This window comes from Streptomyces sp. NBC_00273 (genome assembly GCF_036178145.1).
Classification (GTDB): Bacteria; Actinomycetota; Actinomycetes; order Streptomycetales; family Streptomycetaceae; genus Streptomyces.
Window position 1 is genome coordinate 750,234 of the sequence record NZ_CP108067.1, and the last position, 24,011, is coordinate 774,244.

The following is a 24,011-nucleotide window of genomic DNA, read 5'->3' on the forward strand; positions in this document are numbered from 1 at the left end:
ACTCCCAGGTAAGGGCCCCGCTGACGGAGCCGTCGCTCAAGCGGTGAGGGTGGGGTAGTCGGTGTAGCCGCGGTGGTCGCCGCCGTAGAAGGTGGCCTGGTCCGGGGCATTGAACGGACCCCGGGCAGCGAGGCGCCGGGGCAGGTCGGGGTTGGCGAGGAACAGCGCCCCGTAGGACACCATGTCCGCGCTCCCGTCCTCGATCAGCTCGAGCGCGTCGAGGCCGGTGACGTCGGGGTGGGTGAACGGGTTGAGGACGAACGTGCCGGGCCATTCCTTGCGCAGCTGCGAGGTCAGTGCAGAGTCGGGGCCCTCCATCAGGTGCAGATAGGCGAGATCGAGACCCGCGAGCCGGTCCAGCAGGGCCCCGTAGACCTCCCCCGGGTTGTCCTCAACGATGTCGTTGTAGCGGTTTCCGGGCGAGATCCGCAGACCGACCCGCCGACCGCCGATCGCCTCGGCCACGGCCGTGACGACCTCGACGGCGAAGCGGATGCGGCCCTCGGCCGATCCTCCCCAGGCGTCGGTGCGGTGGTTGGTGTTGTCCGCGAGGAACTGATGGATCAAGTAGCCGTTGGCGCCGAGGATCTCCACACCGTCGAATCCGGCCTCGACGGCGTGGTGCGCCGCGGTCGCGAAGTCGGCGACGGTCTGCCGGATCTCTGCCTCGCTCAGCTCCTTCGGCGTCACGAAGTCCTGCGGCCCCTGGCGGGTGTAGACCCGCCCCTGGGCGGCGACCGCCGAGGGCCCCACCGGCGTCAGCCCGTCGGGCAGCAGGCTGGGGTGGCCGATCCGCCCGGTGTGCATCAGCTGCGCGAAGATCACCCCTCCCTCGCGGTGCACGGCGCTGGTCACCGTCCGCCACGCCCGCACCTGGCCCGGCGTGTGCAGGCCGGGGGTGTCGGGGTAGCCCTGGCCTACGGGCGAGGGCTGGATGCCCTCGGTGACGATCAGCCCGGCGCCGGCCCGCTGCGCGTAGTAGGTCGCCATCAGCTCGGTCGGCTCCGCGCCCGGACCGTGGGCGCGGCTGCGTGTCATCGGCGCCATCACGACTCGGTTAGCGAGGCGTGTGCCGCCCAGGACGATCGGATCGAAAGCAGTGGTCATGGTCGCTCCCTTGGGATGAGTGGCGCTCTGCGGTGCGGGCGTGCCGTGGCCCACATCTGCCGTTTACTGTCCGAACAAGTAATTTACCTGTCTGAACAGTAAACCTGCTTCCTGCGACCTGGCAAGCCAGGCGGAAAGCGCCATCGACCTGTCCTTATGCGTCGCTCGACGGGCAGAACAACTACTGATGAACGTGGATGGAGGTAGAGTTCTCCTGTCCAAACAGGAGAGTGGGGAAGAGATGGCCGAGTCCGCATCCGAGGTCGGGCAGGATTCAGGAGCGACGGAACGGAAAGCCACCGTGCCGGTCCCCGGTGCGGCCGCCGGCGGACCGATCAGTCATGCGATCTTCCGGCTGGCACGGCTGCACCGCATGTTCGCGGGTCAGCTACTGCGCCGCATCGGCCTGCACCCGGGCCAGGAGCTGGTCATGATGCACCTCTGGGAACTCGGTCCCCAGCGCCAGATCGACCTGGTACGCCTGATGGACTCCGACGCCGCAACGATGACCCGCACGGTCCGCCGCCTGGAACAGGCCGGCTTCGTCCGCCGCCGCCCCTCGCCCACCGACAAGCGCGCCTCGCTCATCGAACCGACAGCGGCCAGCCACGCCCTGCGCCGGGAGGTGGAGCGGGTCTGGAGCCAACTCGAGGACATCTCGGCCACGGGCCTCTCGGACGACGAGCGCGCCGACGCCCTCGCCACCCTGGAACGTCTGGAACAGAACCTCGTACGCGCCGACGCCCAGCCCCCGGAACCGAACACGGAACACTAGGAGCCGCGGGGTACAGCGCCGCTGAAGGTCCCGGGCGCCGGTGCCTGCGCACGCTTCGGCCGGCGCGCGGCCTGGACAGACGCCGACAAGTATGCCGGCCACCAGGCGCCGGGGCCGGCGGCGCCGCAGGCGCGGGCGGCGGGCGTGCACTGCAACGCCTCGAACGACAACCCGCCCGCCTCAGTGTCCCGGACGACCAGTTCGCCATCGAGGACCAGGCCGGGCGGGCACTGCACCTCGCGGAACAGCGCCTCGCAGCGGGTCTCCACCGGAACCGTGCCGCCCGGGCTGGCCGCGGTGAAGACGAGCGCCCGGTGACCGTCCAGCTTCTGCTCGTACGCCACCCCCGGCCCGCAGCGCCGCCGGCCCGGCACGGGAACCCCGACGCGTCTGCGGGCGGCGTGAACGCGCTGCCGAGGTCCGCTTCCACGCCGAGCGCGTGCGCAGCAACCCTCGACGCCCTCGACGCCTCCTCAGACCTAGGACCAGCTCGGCGCGCTCGGCCTGCTCCTCAAAGCCGCCGCTCTGTGGACGACTCGCCATCTGGACGCCGTCGTCGCGGAGTTGCGGGCGCTGCCGGCCGAGGAGCCCGAACACTACGCCGCGGACGGGGACTGCGCCCGCCGCGCGACTCGGGGCATGCCGGAGCTGGACGAGAACGACAACGGGCAGGAATGAGCATCAGGAGCCGGCCGGGCCCGACCCGTGAGCGGTGTTCAGGTATCGCGCCGGCGACGGAACTTCGCCTCGAGTAGATCGGTGAAGATCCCGATGGGGTCGTCCCAACCGCCATTGCTCCAGTCACCGTTGACGTTGGTGGTGACCATCTGTTCGCCATCACGAGCGCCGTAGGCGTAGGACCACGATCCGAAGAGCGCACCCCCCATGCCCCAGACCGTTTCCCCGCAGGGCAGTGTCACTGAGGAAACGCCGAGGCCGTAGGCGGCGTTGGGAATCCAGTCGCGGGTGGGCACGGTGGTGAACATGTCGCCTTGTTGGTCCGGTGGCAGTATCCGGCCCCCCAGCAGGGCGGCGAAGAACCGGTTGAGGTCCCCGGCGGTGGAGATCATGCCGCCGGCTGCCCAGAACATGGATGGATCAAGCTCGGTCGCGTCGTGGACCGGCGCACCGGGGTCGGTCTGGAACAGCTTCGTGTAGTGCCGGGAGTGCGGTCCGTGGATCGTCGGGTCGCTGCCGTGCGGCAGGTACGTACCGGCCAGGCCGAGGGGGCGCGAGATCCTCCCCGTGATCTCCTCGGCAAGCGCGCGGCCGGTGGCCCGTTCGACGATCACGCCTGCAAGGACGTAGTTGGTGTTGGAATACGCCCAGCCCGAACCCGGTGTGAAGGTGGGCGGATGGGACATGGCGATCTGCACCAGCGACTCGGGCGGGTGTGTCTCGTACCGGTTCAGCGCTTCCTGGTCATCGATGTAGTTGAAGATCCCGCTGGTGTGGTTGAGCAGCATCCTGATGTTCACCCTGGCACCGTCGTGGTGATGGCCATGGACCACGCCGGGCAACCACTGTTCCACGGTGTCGTCCAGGCTCAGCCTGCCTTCCGCCACCAGCTGCAGCACGACGGTGGCGACGAACGTCTTGCTGATGCTGCCGATGCGGAACCGGTCCTGCGGTGAACGCTTGCGGCCGCTTCGGGTGTCGGCCACTCCTGCGGTCCCGAACCACTGCCGGTCGCCGTCGCGAACCTCAACGAGCATGCCTGGAAGGCCGCCTTGAATCACGGCTTGCTGAAGTAAGCGCTCGACCGCCTCGTAGCCCTCGCCCCCTGAGGCAGGCGCGGACTGAGGGGCCGCGCCCCCTCCTCCGACCGGTTCGACGCCCGATCGGCCGTTGTCTGCATGAGCGGTGTGTTGGTGCATGTGGTCCTCCTCGTCGCGTGTGACGCATAGATGACCGCCTGGCCCGTGTCCACAGCGTGATTCACTGGCCCACCCGCCCTCACCAGCGACTTTGCACCCGGCGGAGCGTGCGATCCATCGTGCACGCCTACAGGACCCAGTGCACATCACGGCAGGGGCACTGCCGCGGGTGAACTGGCAGTGTCGGCTGCTTCCAGCGGTCACTGATCCTGGCTGGTGAGCGTCTGCCGAACGCGGTCCGCCAGCTCGGCCTGATCGACACCGGCCAAGGCGAGAGCACGTGGCACGGTGCCGATTTGAGCCTGCAGGATCCCGAGCAGCAGATGCGCCGACCGTAGGTCCTTCTTCCGGGCGGAGGCGAAGCTCCGCTCCAGGGCGAGTCTGGCGGACGCACCCAGCTTGGGCTGCCGGGAAACGGGGCTCGGCCTGGGGAGGTCATGGGTGGCCGGAGACACTCCAACCATGCTCAGGCTGTGCTCGAACTCTCGATCCAGTGCGTCGCGGACAGCAGCGCGATCGAGCCCGACCGAAGCCAGGGCCTGCTGTGCGGTAGCCCCCTGATCGGCGGCGAGCGACAACAGGAGATGGTGCGCGTCGATCGTCGCCGACCCGTCTTCCTGGGCTTCGTGCATCGCCCGCACGATGACCGCGTGCAGGTACTTGTCAAACGCGCTCATCGCCGCGCCTCCTCAGCTTGACTCCGGCGGCGATGAGCCGCTTGGCGTGCTTCTTGTGGACGGCTTGGCGGGTGACACCGAGCGCCTCGGAGACCTGCGGCCAGCTCCAGCCCGCCCGCATGGCCTGCTCGACGGCGGCGTCCTCCAGTTGATCGGCAAGACGCCGCAACGCCACGACGGCCGCCAGGGCGTCAGCGGGCTCATCAGGAAGGGGACTCTCACCAACGGACATGTAAGCAACTGTAGTTGACTAACGAAGATAGTCAACCCGAGTTGCTAGTGGCTGGGACAGGTTTCGGTGATCCGTCGGAGGCTCGTGATCACGGCAGCGGACCGGGCAGAGGGATGGCCCAACGCAGACCTACGATGCTTCCCCTCTATGGGGTTCCGGGTCTGGGGTGGTAGAGGCACCCGGCAGGTACAACGAGAGCGGGGTTCGGGCCCGCGGCCAGCACGTGTCCGCTGGGCCGGTGGCGGTCCGACCAGCGCCGCGCCTACCACGACCGGCGAGCGCGCGGCCGAGTTCGGGGAGCTGGGGATCGGGTGGGACACCACCGACGCCGCGTTCGAGCAGAACCCTGCCGCCGCGCGTGCGTACTTCGAGCTCCACGGGGCCCTCGCCGCCCGGCAGGCGCATCCGTCCTCGACATCGCGATCGCGTCGTCGGACGGTGGCTCGCCACCCAACGACGGAACCGGGACCGGCTGGGCGAGGAGGAGCAGCAGCGCCGGCTCGGCGAACTCGGCGTGAGGCTCGGAGTACGGCTCAGCAAGACCAGGAGCAGGCGGGACAGGTCAAAGAAGGGGCTCGGGAAGATGCTCCTCGGCTCCATCGAACCGTTCCAGTTCCCAAACAACTCTGTTGCCCCACCGACGCCGCTGGTGTGAAGATCTGCCAGCGATTCGAAGGAGTACCTGTCATGGCCTACGAGGCCCTCACCGTATGTCTGTCTCCAACGGACGTACAGCAAGTCCGTGATGCGGTCAGGCGGGCCATGGCCCCGTTCGACAGGATGTCGGAAGACGTGCCGTGGGAACAGGCGGAATGGGATCTGTGGTCCCTCGGTACCGGCCGGGCTTCCTTCGCGGTGCGGCCGGGGGCGGAGTCCGACTCCCAGCTGATGCGGATCGTGGAGCCCCCGAGCCATTCGGCGCGGGTGCCCCTGCCCCCGTCGCGGTGCGACGGGGTCCGCGCCGGCTCCTGGACCTCGACACCAAGCGGGACGCGGTCGCCCGTCAGGCACACGCGGAATGGCGGGCGTGGAACGACTTCGCGCGGGCCTTCCCGCCGGGCCGTCCCATGCACGAACTCCGATGGGAGTACAACTCGGTCCACGGGCTGGGGCCGGATGATCGGTTCCGTGGAACGTACGAGCAGCAGGACGTCATTCGGGCCATTTCCGCGAATCCCGAAGTGGCTGCTCTCGTTGTCGACAAGGGCGACCCGATCCGCTGGTTCGCCGAGCCGGAGGACGTCTACGTCCGACGACTGAGCGCGGAGGTGAACCCGTCGGACGCGCTCCTCACGTTGGACGGCCGTTGGCTCGACATATCCTCGGATGTGTTCGACGAGGAGACGAAGACGGACGGAAGCTCATACTTCGAGTACGCCGACGACTACCTGCGCCGCGTGCCCGACGACTGCTACCTAGTGAGGGTGCGGTTCCACAACTAGCCTCGACCCGCCCTTGGTGACGGTCCATCGGTTCTCCGGCGGTCGGCCGTTTCGGCTCGTACGCCTGCGGGGTGTCGGAGGGCGGGGTGACGGTCGGATCGGGTTGAGGTCATCCGTGTCGTGGTTCGGCGTTCCGGGAGGGAACCACAGGGTCATGGCGGTCTCCGATGCAGTCCTGGTGGAGGAGGCAGCCGTACTCGTACCCGCAGGTGGCCCCGACCGCCTCGAACGCTGCCGACGCCAGCACGACGGCAGTACGTAGAACGCGCTGCCAGACGGCCGTGGGAGCGCGGGCAAGGCCCAGGGAATGCCCGCTCAGTGGGGGACCGTGGCCGAGGTGCTCCCGAGGCCCTCTCCTGCTCCGAGCCCGCAGGCCGCGGGCCCGGGGCCGCAACGCAACGAAACGAAACGAAACGAGCGTACGCGAATCCAGCAGGGACGACGGTTTCCGCCGCGGCCCTTCGGGCATGTCGGCAAGCGCGCCTGTACCTCTGCCCGGAGCCTGGATGGCGGGTCGGCGCGTCGACTGGCAGCCTGGAGGAGAAGCCGTAGCGGCGGGCCGTGCCACGTGCCGCCACTTGCGCGACGTGGTGCCTCCGCTGCGGGAAACCACTGTTCGTGTTCGCGGGAGGTGGACCTCCTTGAACAGGCACGCTTCTTTCGTCAGAACCGCACGGAGTCTCGCCGTGGCCGGAGTCCTATCGGCCGCACTGGTACCCGTATCGGCCGCACCGGCGACGGCCGCCGCGTGCGACGCGGCGGCCGCTGCCCGAGCCCCGAACAGCAGCAACGACAGCGCCGTACGGAACGCGCTGGTATGCCTCATCAACAATCAGCGCACGCAGAGGGGTCTGCCCGCCCTCACTACGAACCAGGCGCTGACAACTGCCGCGCAGCAGCACTCCGCCGCCGCCGTGCAGCTGAAGTGGTGGGGACCGGGTAAGGATTCGCACAGCAACCCGCAGACCGGTTCGACACCGCAGAGCCGGATCAAAGCCGCGGGCTATTGCCCGAACCCCAGGTCATGGGCCGTCGCCGAGATCACGTACACCGGCTGGGGCGGCTCGGGGACGCCGAATGCCGCAGTCAACTGGTGGATGAACGTGAGCACGTGGGGCCACCGCCAGATCATCCTCGATCCGTCGATGCGAGAGATCGGCGCCTGGGCCCAGCCGGGTTCGGCTGACCCGGCCGGGGCCGGCGCGAGCCAGGCCGGAACGTACGTCGTGACGTTCGGGCGCTGCCAGCAGTGAACCGGTGGGGTTCTAGAGCCACGGATCGTACTGCGCCCTGGCCCGGCGGGGGGGGCGTCTTTGGGAGCAGGGCATAGCAGGACTCCTCGGGGCCACTCGCCGGCAGGAATGGGGCAGTTGCGGCCGCCCGGCTCTGCCGGAACGGCGTGCAGCAGCAGGCCGGAACGGTGGTCCGGCAGGCATAGCACCAAGCTGATGCGCAGCTCGGACGGTGAACGCGCATTGTGTCGTGCCGCCCACCCGGCTGGGGGTGCGCAGTGATCATCGGCGGACTTTCGTCGAGGTGGTCGAGACGGCCCGAGTGACGTCGATCGTGATGCCCCTGCCAGGCAGAACTGCGCCGTCCCCAGCCCACCGCCTGACACTGCCGCGGGGCTGCCCAGGGGCTGCGCGAGGTGGGCCGCCCCACCCGCACGGGAGTGCTGCACGAGCCTGCCTTCTGCAACACCCTCCGGGTCCGTCGACCACTTCTACTTCGCGGCGCACGGGGCCGTGTCGACGGCGCTCTCGACGCGCCTCGTGGTCGCCACGCCGGTGGGGGCAGCCGGCGGCGTGAGGTTCACCGCCGAGCGGCGCAGTGTCCGGCTCCGCCGGAGCGGTCTGTGGAAGGTGCGGGCCCCCGAGCGCCACGCACCCGCCAGCGCCACCGTCCCGGCCACCAGGCTCAGGGACAGGCCGCCTCTCGTACCCGGACTGGTCGACCCACTAGCGGCACGCCGGCGCCGGTACGGCGCCGCCTGCCCGTCATCACCACTGCTCCCCTGTCCAGCGCCTACCGGCCTCGCCCCGCGCCCTGGCGGGCACGGCCAGTTGCCGTTGAGCGAGGACGGCGGCTTCGGCCGAAGCCGGGCCGCCGCGGGGGCCGCGGCAGTGGGGGTGGTAGAGCGGGGGTGGCGGCCGGAGCGGGCGCGGGAGCGGGACTCGGCGGGGAGGCACGGCCTACGGTTCAGCGGGCGCGGACGCGGCAACGGCAGTCGCGGGGGCCTTGGCGGCGGCCTTGGCAACGGCGGCGACGGCGACGGCCTGGTCCACGCCGACCCGGCTTGGTGGGCGCCGGTGAGGATCCTGGCGACGTCAATACCGGCGACGCCATGGCGGACCACCCCGCCCGCCGGTCCTGACCCGGCAGTCCGCCATAGGCCGGCCAGGCCAGGCCAGCGCCAGGCGCAACCTCCCGACCCCGACCGGAACCGGTCGACCACCCGTACCTCGCCCAGCACGGCGAACGACGGTGCGCCGGGCGCGGCCAGCGCCTCGATGGTGAGGCAATGTGCCCGCGGACAGGGCAGCGGGTACGTCGGCGTCGTCGGTGGACCAACCGGACGCGCAACCCTCGGTATCAGCGCCGTCAGCAAGGAGCAGGTGCGGGTCCGGGCGTGACCCAGCACGGTGAGCACGTCGGACTGTGGCTCGCCACCCAACGCCGGGACTTGGGCAAGCTGAGCGCCGCACAGCAGCCAGAACGGCCGTGGCGGGCGGGGCCGCGCGGGCGGTATGGCCATACAGCGGTACGGCCATACAGAAGGGCCTCCAAGCCTTCACGCAGTACACCGCGCGGGAAGGCGGGACGCCGGGGCGGGCCGTCGTCGAACGGTTCCCCGGCGGCACCGAACACCGCACCGACATCTGGATCAGCAACCAGAAGACCCACCGCGACACGCTCCGCGCCCGCCCAACTCTCCGCGCTCGCCGCACTCGGGGTCGACTGGGCGCGGCCGTGCCCGCCGGCACACCCTGAACTCCGCAACTGGCCGTAGGACGCAGAGGCCGGGCCGGGGCCGGGGTCGGAGTCGGGGTCGGGTTCCCCTGCAGCGGTCCATCAAGAAGGGATCAGATGGGCCGGACTTGCTGCGCCTGGGGACCCTTGGGGCCCTGGCCAGTGGTGAACTCGACCCGCTGGTTCTCCTCAAGCGACCGGAACCCGGACGCATCGATCTCGGAGAAATGCACGAACACGTCCGGAGTACCGTCATCCGGCGCAATGAACCCGAACCCCTTCTCCGCGTTGAACCACTTCACAGTCCCCTGAGCCATAACACGCCTTCCCGATCCACCCCAGCCCGCGAACACCGCGGCCGGTAGCAACCCGTTACTCCCCCACCCCCCACAGGCGAAACACCACCCAGGAGTGAACGAGACGAGACCGAGCACGACAACTCCCCCGCCACCCAGCCACACGAGCGCGGGGGCAACTTTCTGAGCTGGTGTTTTGTCGACCCAGGTGGTGATCTCGTGCCGTTGCTTCGGGGCCTTGGAGTAGATGGTGCCGAGGCGGCGGCCGGCCTTTCGGCGGGCAGGCTGTCGTCGCTCAGCGCGCCGGCGATCTCCCGGGCCCCGTATTCGGCGATCCGCCAGCACACCAACAGCGCACGGCGCGGCCAGCGGCTCATCCCTAGCCGTGCCGGTCAGCTGCCCGGCCATCGCGGCCAGGAGCGCGGCCAGCGACACGGCGGCCTCACGAACGACGGACAGGTGCGCGGTCCAATCCGCGAGCGGTCCCGACCGGTCGACGTCCGCTTCGTAGATCCGTGCCGCGAGCTCGCCAGCCCCTCAGCCTGCAGCCGTAGCCTTCCCCACTCCGAAGCCCGGCACATCGTCGACAGTCACGTCCAGGCGTGGGCGTGTGTAGCGCAGCGGGTGGCGAAGACGCCGCCTCGGTCGACGGCGGTGTCGGCGCTGATCTCCGCGACAGGGTCGGGGCAGACCAGGGTCGCCGCGTCGCCAACGCGGGGCACAGCTCCCGGAGCTCCCAGGACCAGGAACACGCCGAGGTGCGGCGCTGGATCTCACCTTCGCGCAGGACCGGTCCAGTACTCCTGGGGGTGCCAAAAGTGGAGACGCCTGAACTGACCCGGGATCGACAGCGCCACCCCACCGCGATCACATAGTCCGGCAACCCGATCCACGGACGGACCGGAGGTGACGTCGTCGCTCAGCTGGATTCGCCCTGCGGACGTAGGACCATGAGCGAACCTTCCAAGGTCGCCACCATGGCAAAGGGGAACCGGTCGACCTCAAGACAGAGCGCAACATCGTCAGGATGGACTCCTCGACGCACCCTCTCCGCCAGTTCGGCGGCGGCGCGTGACTCGGCAGCGCGGCGGAGGAACTCAGCTGCATCCGTCTCCGCCTCGGTGGCTCTCCGGGCGATGTACTGAGCACACGCCAGATCCTCCTCGGCCTGCCCAGCTTCACCGGTGACCACGAACGTGACACTGTCGCTCCTGCGCGTCCGCAAGAGCCGAGCCGTTGCCTCCGCCACCACGAAGCCGGCGCACAGCACCAGCGACGCCTCCTTGACCGCAAGGGCGCCGACCGTTCCTGCCGTGGTCTTCTGCACGACGGTCCGTCCGCCGAGGTCGACGGACCGCAGCATGCCCGGCGAGTTGACCAAGTCGAACCCTGGCGCGGGCGGACCGTCTTTGAGCGCCACCCAATCCGGATGGCGGGCCTTGAGCGCCAGGGCTTCGTCCAGCGACTCAGCAAGAACGATCTTTTCTGCCCCCTGGGCAAAGGCCCAGGCTGCCACGGTGAAGGCACGCATGACGTCGACCACGACCGCCACGGACGGGGCTTCCAACAGATCAGCTATACCAAGGAATCGAGTGTCCATTCGGTCATGATTCCGCATGCCGGCCCCGGCCGTCAGGTGGTTCAGGTGCGCGTCGAGGGCCGCGGGGCCGTCGCTCTCGCCGATGTTCTGCAAACGGGCGGCCAGCAGATGCTCCCGGCGTTCACGGTGACGGCCCGATGGACTCCGGCAGTCATCCGGACCATCTGCGGGAGGATCACTCCCAGGTCGACACCGTCCTGCTCCGACCCAACGAGCCGCCGGGCCGTCTGCGGCCAGTCCGCGCCCTGCATCAGTACGGCCAGGGCGTCGTCGCCGAGGTGACCGCGCAGCTGGCCGGCCGACCAGCCCGGCGCCGTCTTCTCCACGTCCTCGCCGGGCTCCTCCTCCCGGCCGGTGGGGCGTTCTCGGGGGGTGACGCGGCGGACCGCGTCTGAGATCGTCATCACCAGGCGGTAGGCCATCGCCGCGGTCTGCGCCGCCTCCCCCAGCGCCTCCCCCAGCGCCTCGGCGACGGGGCGGCGGGCCCCGGTGCGGTGTACGTGCCACCAGGCCGATACGGGACTTCGCGCCCGGCACCGCGACAGCAGCCCGACCCTTTGACCAGCACGACAGCCCCCTGCCGGGTGAACAGGCCACTGACACCAACCGCACTGACACGAAGCCGAGAGAGCGCACCCGGCGGCCAGGTGGCAGCCGGCGCAGCCCTCTGCGACCGTGTTGAGGGGGGGCTCCACCCATAATCCGCTCCTGCGGTAGGCAAACGCCGAGTGGGGCCCGGCCTGCCGCACGGGAATTACGGAGGCCCGTATGACCATACGGACGCAGAACCCCACCCGTTTCGCGGTCGCCGCCGCGGCAATCCCCCTGGTGATCGCTCTGGCAGGCGGGCCGGTTCAGGCCAACGCCGCCGCACCCTGGCTGACCTGCGCCAAGGGGAACAGCCTTGTCTACGGGTCACCCGCGACGGTCACCCTGACCAACGGCGAGTTCCGGTTCCAGGCGTGCAGGACACCAAGCGGCTCCCTGGAGAGGGTCAAGCTCTCCTACGTCAAGAAGCAGGGGCCGCCTGTCGAGGTCGCCCTCGCCTGGGCATGGTCGACCCGCGACGGGAAGGAGAGCTTCATCCCACCGGAGCCCAACGGCGGGGACCATTTCCCCGTGACGCTTTCCGCCGGGCAAACCCACACGAACGACTTCTCGTTCGCCCCGGCAGGCGCCGACGGCAGCCGCCCCGCTCCCCGCTTCGCCTGCATCGAGGGCATCCTCCAAATCGGCCCTCCCGACACACCGGCGAAGACCCACCAGACAGCGAAGGGCTGCTTCTGAGGTTCGGGCCCGGGCAGCCTGGGCACCACGACCGCTGCGCACGCTCCGGAGACCCCACCGCAGCCGTCGGTGATGTCGGCCACCACGTAGCGGGCCAAGCCGCCGGAGGCTCGATGAGGCGCACGGTCTCCAGGTCGGTCGCGAACCAAGGCAACCGGTGGCGGGCCTGACCGAGGCACGACCTGAATCCTGCGTACTGGCGTCCTGTTCCAAGCCAGCGGGGAGTGGGCGAACCGTCCGGGTCCAGTCCGCGTCGGCGGCCTGCCGGTCGATGGCTTCGGCCCCTTGCGGTCTTCTGAGTTCTCCAGAATCCGCTCCGGGTCGGCCGCGCCGTTGGTGCGGGTTTCCACGGCCTGGTGGTGGAGGTAGTGGGCCCACCGTGTGCGGTGCCTGGATTTGGCAGCCATGGCGAGGCTATTGAGGTCGTCCGGGTGGGTGTGGGCGGTGCGCCAGAAGGAGCCGAGCGGGCACAGGTGCTTGCGGGCGGTGCGGCCGTGCTGTTCGAGGTAGTCGGCGAGGCGGAACACCGGTCCCGTCGCCGGGCCGGACGTCGGAGCGGGCACCGGCCCGCCTGGGGGACGGCGCGTAGGGCGAGCGGTGATGCGACTCAGGAGGGCCTGATTGCCGTGGACGGGGCGGGCAAGGTCGGCGAAGGCGACCTCGGTCCAGTCTTCGGTGAGGTGGTCGCGAACGCAGCACGCTGGCAGGACACCATCCGCGAGAACCGGCCCCGGACCAGCAGACTGGACCCCCTACAAGCCCTACCTGGAGCGGCGATTCGCCGAGGGATGCAGCAGCGTCACCCGACTGCACAGAGAGCTGGTTGCCGAGCAAGCTCCCGTCACCTTCGGCATGGTCCGCGCGCACATCGCCACATTGCGCGGGGCTCTGTCCGCCGCACCGCCGCGGCCGCCGACGGTGCGACAGGTGACCGGCTGACTCACCCGGCACCCGGCGCCCCCTGGCCGACGAAGACTGGGCTGGCCTGAAGGAGGTCCTGGCCCGCTGCCCGGCCTCAGCGGCTTCGCACTGCACCTGCTGCGGGACCTCGACGCCGTGACAGCCTGGCTCACTCTCGACTGGAGCTCCGGCAGCATCGAGGGCGCCGTCAACCGCACCAAGAAGATCAAGAGGCAGCTCTACGGCCGCGCCGGATTCGAACTACTCCACAAGATGATCCTGCTCCAGTGACACCCCACAACGACTCCCTCAGATCTGTGCCAGAACCAGATGGCCCGCCGCCTCACCGGCGAAGCCACCATCTCGTGGCGCGACGCGGTATAGCCAGATGAAATACCAATTACGGGATGAGACATTGGAAGGAAGCGACCTCTGAGAGTGCTTGCCCCTGCCATCGCTCAAATGAAGTCGGAGGCGTGACCGTGCGCCCAGGAGCGGAAGGTGCGAGCTGGAGTTCCCGTTATCTGGTCGAGTGTGAGGTAGGCATCGTCCTCCGGGGCCCTCGTGTCATGGGGTTCGTCTCTGATGCCTTCGATGCCGTCGTAGCTTTGGAACCCGAACAGGAAGTCTGCGTTCGCGGCCGCGAAGCCCCCTTGGGCTCGGTAGAAGTCGCGGGCTTGTTCGGCGGAGACCTGATCGAGCGTGATCTGTTCTCCGATCGCTTCTGCGATCACTGCAACCTGGTCGCGTTTGGTGAGACTTTCCGGTCCAATGATCGTGTCGATCCGTCCGAGGCGGTGTGGGTCGAGCAGGTTGGCCAGGACGACGTCTGCAACGTCGGCCTCATGGACGGGATGCACGATCTGGTCAGGAAAGGGCTCCACAGCTCGGCGACTTGCCTTGATCGCTGGTCCCCATATGAGGAGTGAGTTTGTCGCGAACTCACCGGGACGCACGATGCTCCAATCCAGTCCTGAGTCCATGACGGCCTGCTCGACGACGGCGTTGTACGTCGTGTCGTAGCCGGCCGTTACGGCGGCGGAGGAGACCACAACCACGTGCTCGACGCCCGCCTGTTTTGCGCGAGAGACGACCGCTTCAACGGTCTCAGGGACCGCGATCAGGACGAGTTGCGCGGCACCGTCGAATGCGTGCCTCAATGTGGACGGGTCGTCCAGGTCGCCGAAGACCACGTCCGCACCATCCGGGAGTGAGGCACGTTGCGGGTGTCGCGAGATTCCGCGCACCGCGTGACCGGCATCAAGCAGCCCTGCAACGACCGGGTGGCCGATCGTGCCAGTGGCTCCGGTGACAACAATGGGAGGGGGCTTCCTTAAGTGAGACATAGTTTCTCACTATAAGACGTCGACGTATCATGATGCATCCGAGAAACGGCCGCAGTCCGGACATGCAGAGCCGGTCGCGCGGCCTCTCGCCACCACATCGACCGTGCCGAACGCGGCGGTAACCGCTTCGACATCCACCTCGTCGATACCGGCGAATACAAGTGAGTCCCAGAACAGTGCATCGGTCTGCATGACCAGCACCATCACCGTCCACAACCGACCGCAGCAGCGGCCGAGGAACACCTGACGGAGCGTCCATTCTAATCGTCGGACGACAAGGCGTACGCGGTCTCACACGAACCCGACTCCTCACACTCGAACATCGGGGTAGCGCTCCGCGACGACTCCCCAAGATCTGTCGTCCGTGTCACAGGAGAAGGTGCGCTCGTCCACCGTGTCGCCCGTCGCGGAGTCGTAGACGTACAGCTCGTCGTGGTTCTTCCTGGAGCGGGTCAGGACGGTCACACGGCCTCCTCCCGCGTGCAGAGCCGTGATGCTGCGCCCGGTGCCGAGCGAGTCCGAGCTCCACACCTCGTCCCCGGTCGCCAGGTCGAAGGCGACGACGACGCCTGACGCGACGAGGAGCTTCCCGTCGGCGACGGCGGCATCGTCACCGATGACGTCGATCTGCCCCTGCCGGCGGCCGTCCTGCCCGAAGGCGAGGTAGGCGTGCACGCCGTGCCCCATCGGCTCCTGGACCTTCAGTACCGTCGGTTCGGCAGACAGGAAGCATACGAACGCATCCGCGGCGACGGGTCGCCGGCCGCCCAGCGGAACGGTCCACCGCTCCTTGCCGTCGGTCGGGTCCAATGCGGCGACCTTTGCTTCGGTGCCGCAGGCGCGAGGAAGGCCAGGACCTGATTCGACGCGACGGCGGCCCGGCGGGGGAAGCAGCCCTTCGGCACGGCGGCGTTCCGGCGCGGGGCGCCAGTTCGAAGGTCAAAGGCGCGCAGCGCTTCATCACCGCGGGGGGGGAGGGCCCCGCGCGCCCATATTCGGTTCTGCGTCCCCTTCGTCACGAAGCACTGCAAGTCCGGCCCCGGTAGCGACCGCGTCGGCGGTGTCAGCCGGCTCACCGGAGCCCGAGCCGCGGCCGGTACGCCACAGCTCGCGGCCGTCCCTCAGGTCGATCGCGGCGACGGTGGCGCAGCCTTTGAAAAGGTTGAAGCCCCGCCAGGGCAGAGGGCGTGTGATCATCCGCGCCGCTCGGTTTGCGGGGCCGAGCGAGGGCCAGATCCGGCCCGCACATGTCCTGGGCGACATGGGCCGCAGCTCGAAGGCGATCCGCACCTGGCCGCGGTGCCGCGGAATCGCTCAGCCCCTTGCCGAGCGGGCCGACCAGGTCCGGTAACCGGGTCAAGTGCGGCTGCCGTGGCGGCCGGCCCGCGACGGCGAAGCGCGGATGCGTGGGCATGGGTCAGCTCGTGCCACCGAACACGGCTCATGTCTTTGAGGATCGTCCAAGCCTCCCACCCTGCTTCCGCTGCTCGCCCCCGAGAGAGACCAGTCCGACGCGCTGGCGGTGTTCCCAGATGACCCCGACGTCTGGGGCACCCACAGTGAGCCAGTGCTCTTCCCCCTCGGCTACGAACGTTGTCCGCTCTCGCCTACGTAGCCATGGGCCCCGACCTCCGCCTCACGGTTGCCCACGTGTCCGGGGGCAGCGGCGCGCAGATGTCGCCGAGCGCGAACGCGCCTTCCGCTGTGGTGCGCTGGTGTGCGTCGCGACGATCACACGGCCGTCGCCGTGGGCAGCGATTCACGCCGCTTCGAGGTCCAGCCGGACGCTGTTCGGCACGCGGCCCACCGCAACGAGCAATGTGTCCGCCTCGACCGTCGATCCGTCGTCCAGGGTCAGCGGTAGCCGCCCGGCCGACCTCCGACCTCCGACCGCCGTGACCTCCTGGCCGAGCCGGAGGTCGCAGCGGGAGCGGACCGGGTCGGTGAACCGCTCCCGCACCGTCTCCTCCTGCGGGCCGAGCAGGTGCTCGCCCGGCGCGCCCACCTCGATTCTCACCCAGGGGGCGGTTCCGCTGCGCAGGACAGCTCGATCAACTGTCGTACGACCGTCGTCGGGATCGCCGGGTTTGCGGCCGCGGCCTCGGCGGTGTGTGCGTCGCGGAGCAGGCGGACCAGGGCCGGGATAGGGAGCTGAGGATTCCCGAGGGCTGCTCGACGTGTCTGCGGGGTGGAGTCGAGCAGGCGCAGGACCGTGGCGGGCGAGAGCCTCGGGTCGGCTGCGGCACGTACCCGCACCCGCTCGTCCGGGTCGTCGACGAAACGTTCGGCGAGGCCGGGGGTGGACTCGGGGGATTCGAGGGCCAGCCGGCGCCGCAGCGGATCCGGGTCGTCGGCGAAGCGCAGGAGCGGGTGGCGGGGGAAGTTCGGATGGTTCAGAGCGAGGAAGCGGGCAGTGCGCCGCAGCGCGACCTCCAGCAGTAGCTCGGCGGGAGCCTCCTCGCAGCAGGAGGCAAGGTTGTACGACACGTGGGTGTCCGGATCGCGGGAGAGACGGTCCACGACGTCCGGGGGCAGGTGGCGGGCTCGCGCGACGGTGCGCCGGATTCCGATGCTCGCGGACCGGGCCAGTCGGCGCATCGCTTCGGGATCGTCGAGTGAGCTTGCTCCGCTTTGACGGACACCATTGGTGTGGTGGTCAGGCCGCGAGTACGGTCTCGTATTCGGCGGGACTTCGGTAGCCGAGGCTGCTGTGTAGCCGCTGCAAGTTGTACCAGCTCTCGATCCACTCGAAGATCGCAGTGCGGGCGAGAGCCCTGCTGGGCCAGGGTTTCGTGCCGAGCAGTTCCCGTTTGATCGTCGCGAAGAAGGACTCGGCGAGGGCGTTGTCCCAGCACTGTCCGGTGCGGCCGACCGATAGCTGGACGTCGAACTCACCTGCCAGGGACGCGAATTGCTGGCTGGTGTACTGGCATCCGCGGTCCGAGTGGAAGATCACCGGCCGGGCGGGGCGGCGCCGCCGGCAGGCGGTCGTAAGGGCTTCGGCGACCAGGTCGGTCCGCAGATGATCGGCGGTTGCCCAGCCGACGACACGGCGGGAGGCGATGTCGATGACGGTGGCCAGGTAGAGCCAGCCCTGATCGGTCGGGATATACGTGATGTCGCCGCACCAGCGGACGTCGAGTGCGGCCGGGTCGGGTGCGAAGTCGCGCCCGATGAGGTCGGGCCTCGCGGCGGCCCGCGGGTCGGGGGCGGTGGTCACGTGTCGCCGCCTGCGGTGCCGGCCTTCGAGTCCGGCGTCCCGCATCAGTCTGGCCACGCGGCGCCGTCCGCATCTTTCGCCCTCGCGTTGCAGAACGGCGTGGAGGCGTGGGGCCCCGTAGGTGCCACGGGAGTGCTCGTGGGCCTCGGTGATCTTCACGGTCAGCTCCAGGTCGCGGACCGCGCGGGGGCCGGGAGTTCCGTTGCGGCGGGCATAGAAGGCGGTGCGGGAGACCTTGAGCAGTTCACACGCGCGTTTGACGTTGTGGTTGCTCTGCTTCTCCGCCTCGATGAACGGGTGCACCGTCACCGGGTCTCCTTCGCGAAGAAAGCCGTGGCCCGCTTGAGGATGTCGACGTCCTCGCGCAGGCGGCGGTTCTCCCGCCGCAGCGCGGCCAGCTCCTCACGCTCGCTGCTGGTCAGCCCGTCTCGCTCGCCCGCGTCGACCTCGGCCTGCTTGACCCAGTCCCGCACCGCGGTCTCGGTCAGATCGAAGTCCTTGGCTATCTGACCGACCGAGCGGTCACCGCGCCGGCACAGCTCGACGATCTCGGCCTTGAACTCCGACGTGAACGAACGGCGAGGGCGAGGCTTCTTCTTCCCCATGCTCTCCATGATGGACATCCTCCCGGGGACGAACCCCTGATCTCGAATGTCCGTCAAAGCGGATCAAGCCCAGTGGAGCTCCTCGACCCAGTCCACTCCCCAGTAGGGGGTGTCCGGGGGCAGCCCCGCGCTGATCGAGGCGCGCAGCTCCTCGGTGACGTCGGCTCGGACGGCAACCGAGGCGCGCACCTGGGGGTCCTCCTCGTGGGCCAGCTCGGTGATCAGGTTGGCGTCCAGGCGTTCATTGCCGACCAGATTCATCCGCAGTCCGCGCTCCGCGTGGCGGACCAGGTGCTCGGCGAGGTCGCGCCCGAGTAGCTGGACAGGTGTGACGCGCCACTGCTCCATCGTGGTCAGGGCGTCGAACTCGTTCCGTGACATCGGCCGGTCGTAGCCTGCTCGTCGGCGGGCGACTTCTTGGACCTGGGGCGAGGGGTCGTCGATCAGGGCGGACCGTCGGCCCGTGTCCAGGTGCGGCCAGGCGTATTCGCAGGCTTCCCCGCGTACCTCCGGATCAGGGTCGGCGGCCAGGGCCAGGGCCAGTCGCTGTGGAAGACCCCGGAACCACAGGGCCTGCAGGCGGGTTCCCGGATCCGGGTCGTGGGCCCAGCGTTCGAACTGGGCCTCGGTCACCTTCGGGCAGTGCCAGGTGGCCAGCCATTGGAGGCGACCGCGTCGGGCGCCATTGGTCTCACTGGCGATCAGTCTCACCCACTGATCAATGCTCATGTCCGACGGAACTCCGCGAGTCGCGCGCGGATCCTTCGGTCGGGAGGCGCGATGGCGGCATCGATGGCCTCGGCCTGCAGGTCCAGGACCGCTGAAGGGCCCACCACGTCCAGCAACCGCACCAGCAAGTCCGCCGGCGCAATGTGGCTCAGCCCGCGCAGCCACGCCTGCCGCATCGAGGGCAGTGCTGCCAGGGCTTCGATCCCCACGAACAGCCCCGCCCAGGCACCCTCGGTATCCCCCACGCCCCGCATCGGCATTCGACCAGGATGGATGGGTGCCCACGCATCCTCTTCAACCGCTTGCACTCGGTGGCGGTCGGGGCTGTCGAGCAGGCCGGGGCAACGGGCCTGGTGGGCGGGCCGATCGGGAGAGGTGGATCACGCCACCCCGTCGTCTGCAGCACCCGCCTCGGCGGGCAGGGTTCGCCGTGCAACACGGATCGATGCGCGGATATCCGTCGGAACCGAGCCTGCCGGTCGGCGGTGCTCCGTTCGTCGACGTACTCGTCGGGCATTGACCGATGGCGTTGCTGATGTAGCTTCAGGTTCTCTGAGGTAAGGGCGCCTTGACTACCCGAAAGGTGAGCGCGCGCGGTCGTCGGCCGGCATCGGGGAGGGGGCCTCAGCGGCCCAGGCCAGCAGCATCCGCAGAGCGTCGTGCGAGGGGCTGCCCGGCTCAGCGGCATATGTGATCAAGGCCTGATCGGGGTCGTCCGTTGCGCGCAGGGTTTCGTAGGCCAGTTCCAGATCGCCTACCACGGGATGGTGGAATCGCTTGGTTCCCGAGGTCTTGTCCTGCACCGGGTGTTCAGCCCACCAGCGACGGAAGTCCGCGCTCTTCATGGACAGTTCGCCGATCAGGCTCGCCAACTGGGGGTCCTCGGGGTGCCGTCCCGCGTCCAGGTGGAGGTAGGCCACGTTCCCGCGGGCGCAGGAGGTCCAGTCCGCATACAGTTCTCGGGACGTCTCGTCGAGGAAGGTGATCCGGGCGATGTTGCGCTCCGCCGGGTCCAGGGCCGCGTAGTCGTCGAAGAGGGCGACCGCTGCCGCATTCCAGGCCAGTACGTCCATGCGCCGGCCCATCACCATCGCCGGTATGTCCACCAGATCGTCCAGCAACCTCTGGAGCATGGGGCGCACGCGTTGCGGTTGGGCTTGGCGCCGGGGCGCGGTCCGGGCGGAGGACTGCGGTCGGGCGAGGCGGTGCAGGTGCCGTGTGGCATCCCCGTCCAGCCGCAGTGCGCGGGCGAGGGCGTCGAGGACCGCGTCCGAGGGGTTGGGCACGCGGCCCTGTTCCATCCGTGTGTAGTAGTCGACGCTCACTCCGGCGAGCTGCGCGATCTCCTCGCGGCGCAGGCCCGCGACCCGGCGCCGGCCTCCGAAGTCCGGCAGGGCGACGTCTTCAGGGTGCAGGAGGGCGCGGCGGGTTCGGAGGAATTCGCCCATGTTGATCGCTGTGCTCATACGACGATTGTGGCCGGTCGTGACGGGTGGTTGCCTGGCCCTGTCAGGGCCAGGCAACCACGCCTGCCGTCAGGAGGCGGGGATCGCGTGCACCAGGCCCCCGTCGACGGCGATGTCCTGGGCGGTGATGTACGACGACCGCGGGGAGAGGAGGAAGGCGACGGTCTCGGCGATGTCCTGGGCCTGGCCGAGCCGCCGCAGCGGCACCTGGGAGCGGATGGCATCGTGCGAGGCAGGGTCCGGGTTGGCGGCATCGAACATTTCGGTGACGATGTAGCCCGGGCTGATCGAGTTCACCCGGATGCCGCGCACGGCGAGATCGCTGCCCAGCGTGCGGGCCAGGTTGTGGACGGCGGCCTTGGTGGCCGCGTACACCGGTGCGACGGCCAGGCCCCGGTGCAGTGTCCACGAGGCGTTGATCACGATGGAACCGCCACCCGCCGCGTCGAGCAGCGGCAGAACCTTCTGGACCGTGAAGAACACCCCCTTGAAGTTGACGTCGACGCTGAGATCGAAGTCCTGCTCAGTGACCTCGCCGCTGCGCTGGAAGACCCCGACCCCGGCGTTGGCGAACACCCCGTCCAGACGTCCGTGGCGTTCACGGATCAGGGCGGCCAAGCGGTCGAGATCGGCAAGGCTGGCGGAGTCGGCCCGGACCGTGAACAGCCGCGCACCCTGATCGGAGACCTCGGCCAGTTGTTCGGCTGCGCGGTCGAGTCGGGCGTCGTCGCGGCCGGTGATGACGATGTGGGCGCCGGCTCCAGGAGCAGACGCGCGGTGGCCAGGCCCATCCCGCTGGTTCCGCCGGTGATCAGGACGACACGGTTCTGGAAGCCGGTCACATCAGTGTTGTTGTCGGTCATGACCACAGCCTCGCCACCAGCCTCCGGGCCAACCAGGCCCAGGTCAACCTGGGTCTCCCAGGCCCCCTTTCCGTAGGCGGGCGAGACCGCCTACGCCCCACCGCCTTGGACGTCCAACGATGCGACACGCACCGCCCGGCCCCGGAATCAACCCCCCGAAGGGCTTCCGAAGCCGGCCGCTAAGGGACAAGGACGACCTTGCCGAGGTTACGGCGCTGCTCGATGAGGGTGTGGGCTCGGGCTGCTTCGCCGAGGGGGATCTCCTCGTGTACGGCGGTGCGCAGGGTGCCCGCGTCGCGCATCTGCCAGAGCTCGCGCAGCCAGCGGTCGTAGAGTTCGGGCTTGCCAGCGGCTATGGCCCGCATCTGGAAGCCGATCATCGAGGCGCCTCGAACCAGTAGTTCGTACGCCTCCACCGTGCCGCCGCCGGAGCTGAAGGCCACCAGTCGTCCGCCCGTCGCCAGGGCCCGTACAGCGGGGCCGAGAAGGTCACCGCCGACGCCGTCGAGAATCACGTCGTACGGGGCGCCCCAGTCGGCGTCCTCGTAGAGCACGACCTCGTCGGCGCCCAGCCCTCGGACGAAGTCGGCCTTGTCGGCGCTGCTGACGGCGGCGACGACGCGTGCTGCCCCACCGGCCTTGGCGTACTGGAGGGCGAGCGTGCCCACTGCGCTGGCCGCCGCCGTGACCAGGACCGACTCGCCGGGCTCCGTACGCGCGGCCTCGTAGGCACCGCGCGCGACCAGCCCGCTGCGGACCAGCGCGACCGCCTCTACGGCGGTCGCGCCGTCGGGGATCGAGGACGTCATGGCGGTGTTCAGAACCGCGAATTCGGCGTAGGCGTTGGCGAAGCACAGCCCGGTGACGCGGTCTCCGACGGCGAAGTCGGTGACTCCCGCTCCTAGGGCGACGACCTCTCCGGCGACCTCGCCGCCGAACGAGATCGGCTCGCTGCCCTCCCGCACTTTGCGCACCGTGGGCAGGGTCACCCCGACCGCCTCGACCCGTATCAACGCCTCCCCGGCTCCTGCCTCGGGTCGATCGACCTCCTCGGCGAACAGCACTTCGGGTCCACCGTTGACCTCATGGCGAATGCGCAGCACAGGACCTCCCCGATCCGGACTCATTGGATGTCCCAACGATAAGGCGAATGTCGTTGGGAAGTCCAATGACTTTTGGATAGACTGAGCACATGACCTCGGACCTCCAGCGCATCCAGTCCCTACCGACGTGGCTCGTCGGCCGTGTTGCGGCGCGCGGCCGGGGCATGGTCGCCGACGCGATCGCCGCGGAGGGGTTGAAGCTCATGCACCACGCGGTACTGGCCGCGACGGCCGAGTACGGGCCCGTCACCCAGGCCGACCTGGCCCGTCGGCTGGCCGTCGACCCCAAGGACATGGTCGGCATCCTCAACCACCTCCAGAAGGAGGGCCTCGTCCTGCGCGCCCCCCACCCCTCGGACCGCCGCAAGAACGCCGTCACCGCCACCCCGGAGGGCACAGCCGTCCTCGCCCGCTGCGGAGCCCTGGCCGAAGCCGCCAATGCCGCACTGCTGGCACCACTCACTCCGGATGAGCAGAAGCAGCTGATGGCCCTGCTGACCCGGCTCCACGAGGCAGCGCCGCCCTCGGCCTGATCACACATGATCGACCGGACAGCTCCGATCCCGTCCAGCCGAACGTCTTCGAGGGCGCAGTCCCGCGTCGGACACCTGGAGTCTGCAGATCCCGGAACCGGTCGACAAGCGGTGTCCCTGGAGACCGACGAAGCCGGTCAGGGGGCCTTCCGTTGAGGGCAGCAGTGCGGGCCGTCGCCCGGTGGGGCGACGGCCCGTGTGCGCGTGCCGGTCAGTGGCTGGTTGCCGTGCGGTCCGGCTGCGGGTGGGTCATGTCACGCAGGCTCTGCGGCCTGCGGGTGGTGGGGGTTAGCGCCGGCCCCAGGTTTCGGTGTCGACGGTGCGGCCGCGGTCGTCACGCAGGGTGGCGGTGTCGGCGCGGTTGCCCCAGATGTACTCGCGGCGGTCCTGGAAGAGGTCGGTGCGGGTGTCGCGGCCGTTGCCGGTGTGGATGCGGATCGTGGCCCGGCTACCGATGCGGACGTTGTCGAAGCGGTAGCGGTTGCCGTCGCTGTCACGCAACGTCCAACCGCGCAGGTTGATGGCGTCGCGGGTGGTGTTGGTGATCTCCACCCACTCCGCGTTCAGGGACCGGTTCGAGTGGTCGTCGCGCCCGGGGCTGTCGGCCTGGACCCGGCTGATCTCCACCCGCGGCCGCTGGTGGAGACGGTCACCATCCGCGGCGGCCGCCGGCAGCGCGACCGCAGAGACGACCGCGCCGGCAGCCACGACGGTAGCGGCGATACGACGAACGGAGGAAGAAGCAGAAGACATGGGTGACGCTCCCTCAAGAACAGTGCCCCACCAGCCGAAACAGCGAGGAGAGGCAGTTGCGGGATGGCTCGGAGTGAGCCGTTGGCCACACTCTCGACCCGACACGGACCCCACCGCAGCCCCCACCGACGCCGGTTACCAGACACGGACATATCCGTCACACTCGCCTGCACACTGCACGCATTCCCCCCGAACGCGCCCCTGACATTCACTGACCGCTACACCCACCC

General features: G+C 69.3%; 28 protein-coding genes. 6 read left to right on the top strand and 22 right to left on the bottom strand.

Features of this window, described 5'->3' with window-relative positions:
- Positions 1-36: 36 nt before the first annotated feature.
- Positions 37-1,107: an alkene reductase gene (locus tag OG386_RS02935; RefSeq protein WP_328786593.1), complete on the bottom strand. Its 1,071-nt coding sequence runs from the start codon at positions 1,105-1,107 to the stop codon at positions 37-39.
- 241 nt (positions 1,108-1,348) lie between these two features.
- On the opposite strand from OG386_RS02935, the gene OG386_RS02940 reads away from it, so the two are divergent.
- A complete protein-coding gene (locus OG386_RS02940) occupies positions 1,349-1,882 on the top strand; it encodes a MarR family winged helix-turn-helix transcriptional regulator (RefSeq protein ID WP_328786594.1) in 534 nt (177 codons plus the stop codon).
- Here the strand turns inward: OG386_RS02940 and OG386_RS02945 are convergent.
- From OG386_RS02945 to OG386_RS02960, 4 genes are all read right to left on the bottom strand, one after another.
- Complete coding sequence (locus OG386_RS02945) at positions 1,879-2,226, bottom strand: hypothetical protein (RefSeq protein ID WP_328786595.1); 348 nt, start codon at positions 2,224-2,226, stop codon at positions 1,879-1,881. The genes OG386_RS02940 and OG386_RS02945 overlap by 4 nt on opposite strands.
- 372 nt (positions 2,227-2,598) lie before the next feature.
- On the bottom strand, positions 2,599-3,759 hold the full coding sequence (locus tag OG386_RS02950) for a serine hydrolase domain-containing protein (protein ID WP_328786596.1): 1,161 nt from the start codon (positions 3,757-3,759) through the stop codon (positions 2,599-2,601).
- A 200-nt stretch (positions 3,760-3,959) separates the two neighbouring features.
- The gene (locus tag OG386_RS02955) at positions 3,960-4,436 is read right to left on the bottom strand and encodes a Clp protease N-terminal domain-containing protein (RefSeq protein WP_328786597.1); all 477 of its coding nucleotides are present in this window, start codon (positions 4,434-4,436) and stop codon (positions 3,960-3,962) included.
- Positions 4,423-4,668: a hypothetical protein gene (locus OG386_RS02960; protein WP_328786598.1), complete on the bottom strand. Its 246-nt coding sequence runs from the start codon at positions 4,666-4,668 to the stop codon at positions 4,423-4,425. Before OG386_RS02960 ends, OG386_RS02955 begins: the two co-directional genes overlap by 14 nt.
- A gap of 944 nt (positions 4,669-5,612) precedes the next feature.
- Here OG386_RS02960 and OG386_RS02965 point away from each other — a divergent pair.
- Together OG386_RS02965 and OG386_RS02970 are read left to right on the top strand one after the other, a co-directional pair.
- Positions 5,613-6,110 carry a hypothetical protein gene (locus OG386_RS02965; protein WP_328786599.1) on the top strand — a complete coding sequence of 166 codons (498 nt, stop codon included), beginning with the start codon at positions 5,613-5,615 and terminating at the stop codon, positions 6,108-6,110.
- A gap of 686 nt (positions 6,111-6,796) precedes the next feature.
- A complete protein-coding gene (locus OG386_RS02970) occupies positions 6,797-7,363 on the top strand; it encodes a CAP domain-containing protein (protein WP_328786600.1) in 567 nt (188 codons plus the stop codon).
- A 1,830-nt stretch (positions 7,364-9,193) separates the two neighbouring features.
- Here OG386_RS02970 and OG386_RS02975 read toward each other — a convergent pair.
- The 4 genes from OG386_RS02975 to OG386_RS02990 form a co-directional block, all read right to left on the bottom strand.
- On the bottom strand, positions 9,194-9,397 hold the full coding sequence (locus OG386_RS02975) for a cold-shock protein (RefSeq protein WP_314247744.1): 204 nt from the start codon (positions 9,395-9,397) through the stop codon (positions 9,194-9,196).
- A gap of 569 nt (positions 9,398-9,966) precedes the next feature.
- Positions 9,967-10,098, bottom strand: a complete 132-nt coding sequence (locus tag OG386_RS02980) for a hypothetical protein (RefSeq protein WP_328786601.1) — start codon at positions 10,096-10,098, stop codon at positions 9,967-9,969.
- Between the two features lie 197 nt (positions 10,099-10,295).
- Complete coding sequence (locus OG386_RS02985; RefSeq protein WP_328786602.1) at positions 10,296-10,976, bottom strand: 2-phosphosulfolactate phosphatase; 681 nt, start codon at positions 10,974-10,976, stop codon at positions 10,296-10,298.
- Positions 10,977-11,017: 41 nt separating this feature from the next.
- Complete coding sequence (locus OG386_RS02990) at positions 11,018-11,380, bottom strand: hypothetical protein (protein WP_328786603.1); 363 nt, start codon at positions 11,378-11,380, stop codon at positions 11,018-11,020.
- A 364-nt stretch (positions 11,381-11,744) separates the two neighbouring features.
- On the opposite strand from OG386_RS02990, the gene OG386_RS02995 reads away from it, so the two are divergent.
- Both OG386_RS02995 and OG386_RS03000 read left to right on the top strand, forming a co-directional pair.
- Positions 11,745-12,263 carry a hypothetical protein gene (locus OG386_RS02995; protein WP_328786604.1) on the top strand — a complete coding sequence of 173 codons (519 nt, stop codon included), beginning with the start codon at positions 11,745-11,747 and terminating at the stop codon, positions 12,261-12,263.
- 1,056 nt (positions 12,264-13,319) lie between these two features.
- On the top strand, positions 13,320-13,454 hold the full coding sequence (locus tag OG386_RS03000) for a hypothetical protein (protein ID WP_405790350.1): 135 nt from the start codon (positions 13,320-13,322) through the stop codon (positions 13,452-13,454).
- A 167-nt stretch (positions 13,455-13,621) separates the two neighbouring features.
- Here OG386_RS03000 and OG386_RS03005 read toward each other — a convergent pair whose 3' ends face one another.
- The 12 genes from OG386_RS03005 to OG386_RS03060 form a co-directional block, all read right to left on the bottom strand.
- A complete protein-coding gene (locus OG386_RS03005; RefSeq protein WP_328786605.1) occupies positions 13,622-14,509 on the bottom strand; it encodes an SDR family oxidoreductase in 888 nt (295 codons plus the stop codon).
- Positions 14,510-14,536: 27 nt separating this feature from the next.
- Entirely contained in the window at positions 14,537-14,752 is a 216-nt protein-coding gene (locus OG386_RS03010; protein ID WP_328786606.1) for a hypothetical protein, read from the bottom strand.
- Between the two features lie 66 nt (positions 14,753-14,818).
- The gene (locus OG386_RS03015; RefSeq protein ID WP_328793147.1) at positions 14,819-15,403 is read right to left on the bottom strand and encodes an outer membrane protein assembly factor BamB family protein; all 585 of its coding nucleotides are present in this window, start codon (positions 15,401-15,403) and stop codon (positions 14,819-14,821) included.
- A gap of 865 nt (positions 15,404-16,268) precedes the next feature.
- A complete protein-coding gene (locus tag OG386_RS03020; RefSeq protein ID WP_328786607.1) occupies positions 16,269-16,526 on the bottom strand; it encodes a hypothetical protein in 258 nt (85 codons plus the stop codon).
- A complete protein-coding gene (locus OG386_RS03025; protein WP_328786608.1) occupies positions 16,523-17,107 on the bottom strand; it encodes a hypothetical protein in 585 nt (194 codons plus the stop codon). The genes OG386_RS03020 and OG386_RS03025 overlap by 4 nt, the downstream gene beginning before the upstream one ends.
- A 58-nt stretch (positions 17,108-17,165) precedes the next feature.
- Positions 17,166-18,038 carry an IS3 family transposase gene (locus OG386_RS03030; protein WP_328786315.1) on the bottom strand — a complete coding sequence of 291 codons (873 nt, stop codon included), beginning with the start codon at positions 18,036-18,038 and terminating at the stop codon, positions 17,166-17,168.
- Positions 18,035-18,343 carry an IS3 family transposase gene (locus OG386_RS03035; RefSeq protein ID WP_032759650.1) on the bottom strand — a complete coding sequence of 103 codons (309 nt, stop codon included), beginning with the start codon at positions 18,341-18,343 and terminating at the stop codon, positions 18,035-18,037. Before OG386_RS03035 ends, OG386_RS03030 begins: the two co-directional genes overlap by 4 nt.
- A 54-nt stretch (positions 18,344-18,397) precedes the next feature.
- Positions 18,398-19,063: a hypothetical protein gene (locus tag OG386_RS03040; RefSeq protein ID WP_328786609.1), complete on the bottom strand. Its 666-nt coding sequence runs from the start codon at positions 19,061-19,063 to the stop codon at positions 18,398-18,400.
- Positions 19,060-19,308 carry a hypothetical protein gene (locus tag OG386_RS03045; RefSeq protein ID WP_328786610.1) on the bottom strand — a complete coding sequence of 83 codons (249 nt, stop codon included), beginning with the start codon at positions 19,306-19,308 and terminating at the stop codon, positions 19,060-19,062. Before OG386_RS03045 ends, OG386_RS03040 begins: the two co-directional genes overlap by 4 nt.
- Before the next feature lie 327 nt (positions 19,309-19,635).
- Positions 19,636-20,529, bottom strand: a complete 894-nt coding sequence (locus OG386_RS03050; protein WP_328786611.1) for a helix-turn-helix transcriptional regulator — start codon at positions 20,527-20,529, stop codon at positions 19,636-19,638.
- Between the two features lie 69 nt (positions 20,530-20,598).
- Positions 20,599-21,276, bottom strand: a complete 678-nt coding sequence (locus OG386_RS03055) for an SDR family NAD(P)-dependent oxidoreductase (protein WP_328793148.1) — start codon at positions 21,274-21,276, stop codon at positions 20,599-20,601.
- Between the two features lie 295 nt (positions 21,277-21,571).
- On the bottom strand, positions 21,572-22,495 hold the full coding sequence (locus OG386_RS03060) for a quinone oxidoreductase family protein (protein WP_328786612.1): 924 nt from the start codon (positions 22,493-22,495) through the stop codon (positions 21,572-21,574).
- A gap of 89 nt (positions 22,496-22,584) precedes the next feature.
- Here OG386_RS03060 and OG386_RS03065 point away from each other — a divergent pair, with 89 nt between their 5' ends.
- Positions 22,585-23,028 carry a MarR family winged helix-turn-helix transcriptional regulator gene (locus OG386_RS03065; protein ID WP_328786613.1) on the top strand — a complete coding sequence of 148 codons (444 nt, stop codon included), beginning with the start codon at positions 22,585-22,587 and terminating at the stop codon, positions 23,026-23,028.
- A 288-nt stretch (positions 23,029-23,316) separates the two neighbouring features.
- On the opposite strand, the gene OG386_RS03070 is transcribed toward OG386_RS03065, so the two are convergent.
- Entirely contained in the window at positions 23,317-23,781 is a 465-nt protein-coding gene (locus tag OG386_RS03070) for a lamin tail domain-containing protein (protein ID WP_328786614.1), read from the bottom strand.
- Positions 23,782-24,011: the final 230 nt, after the last annotated feature.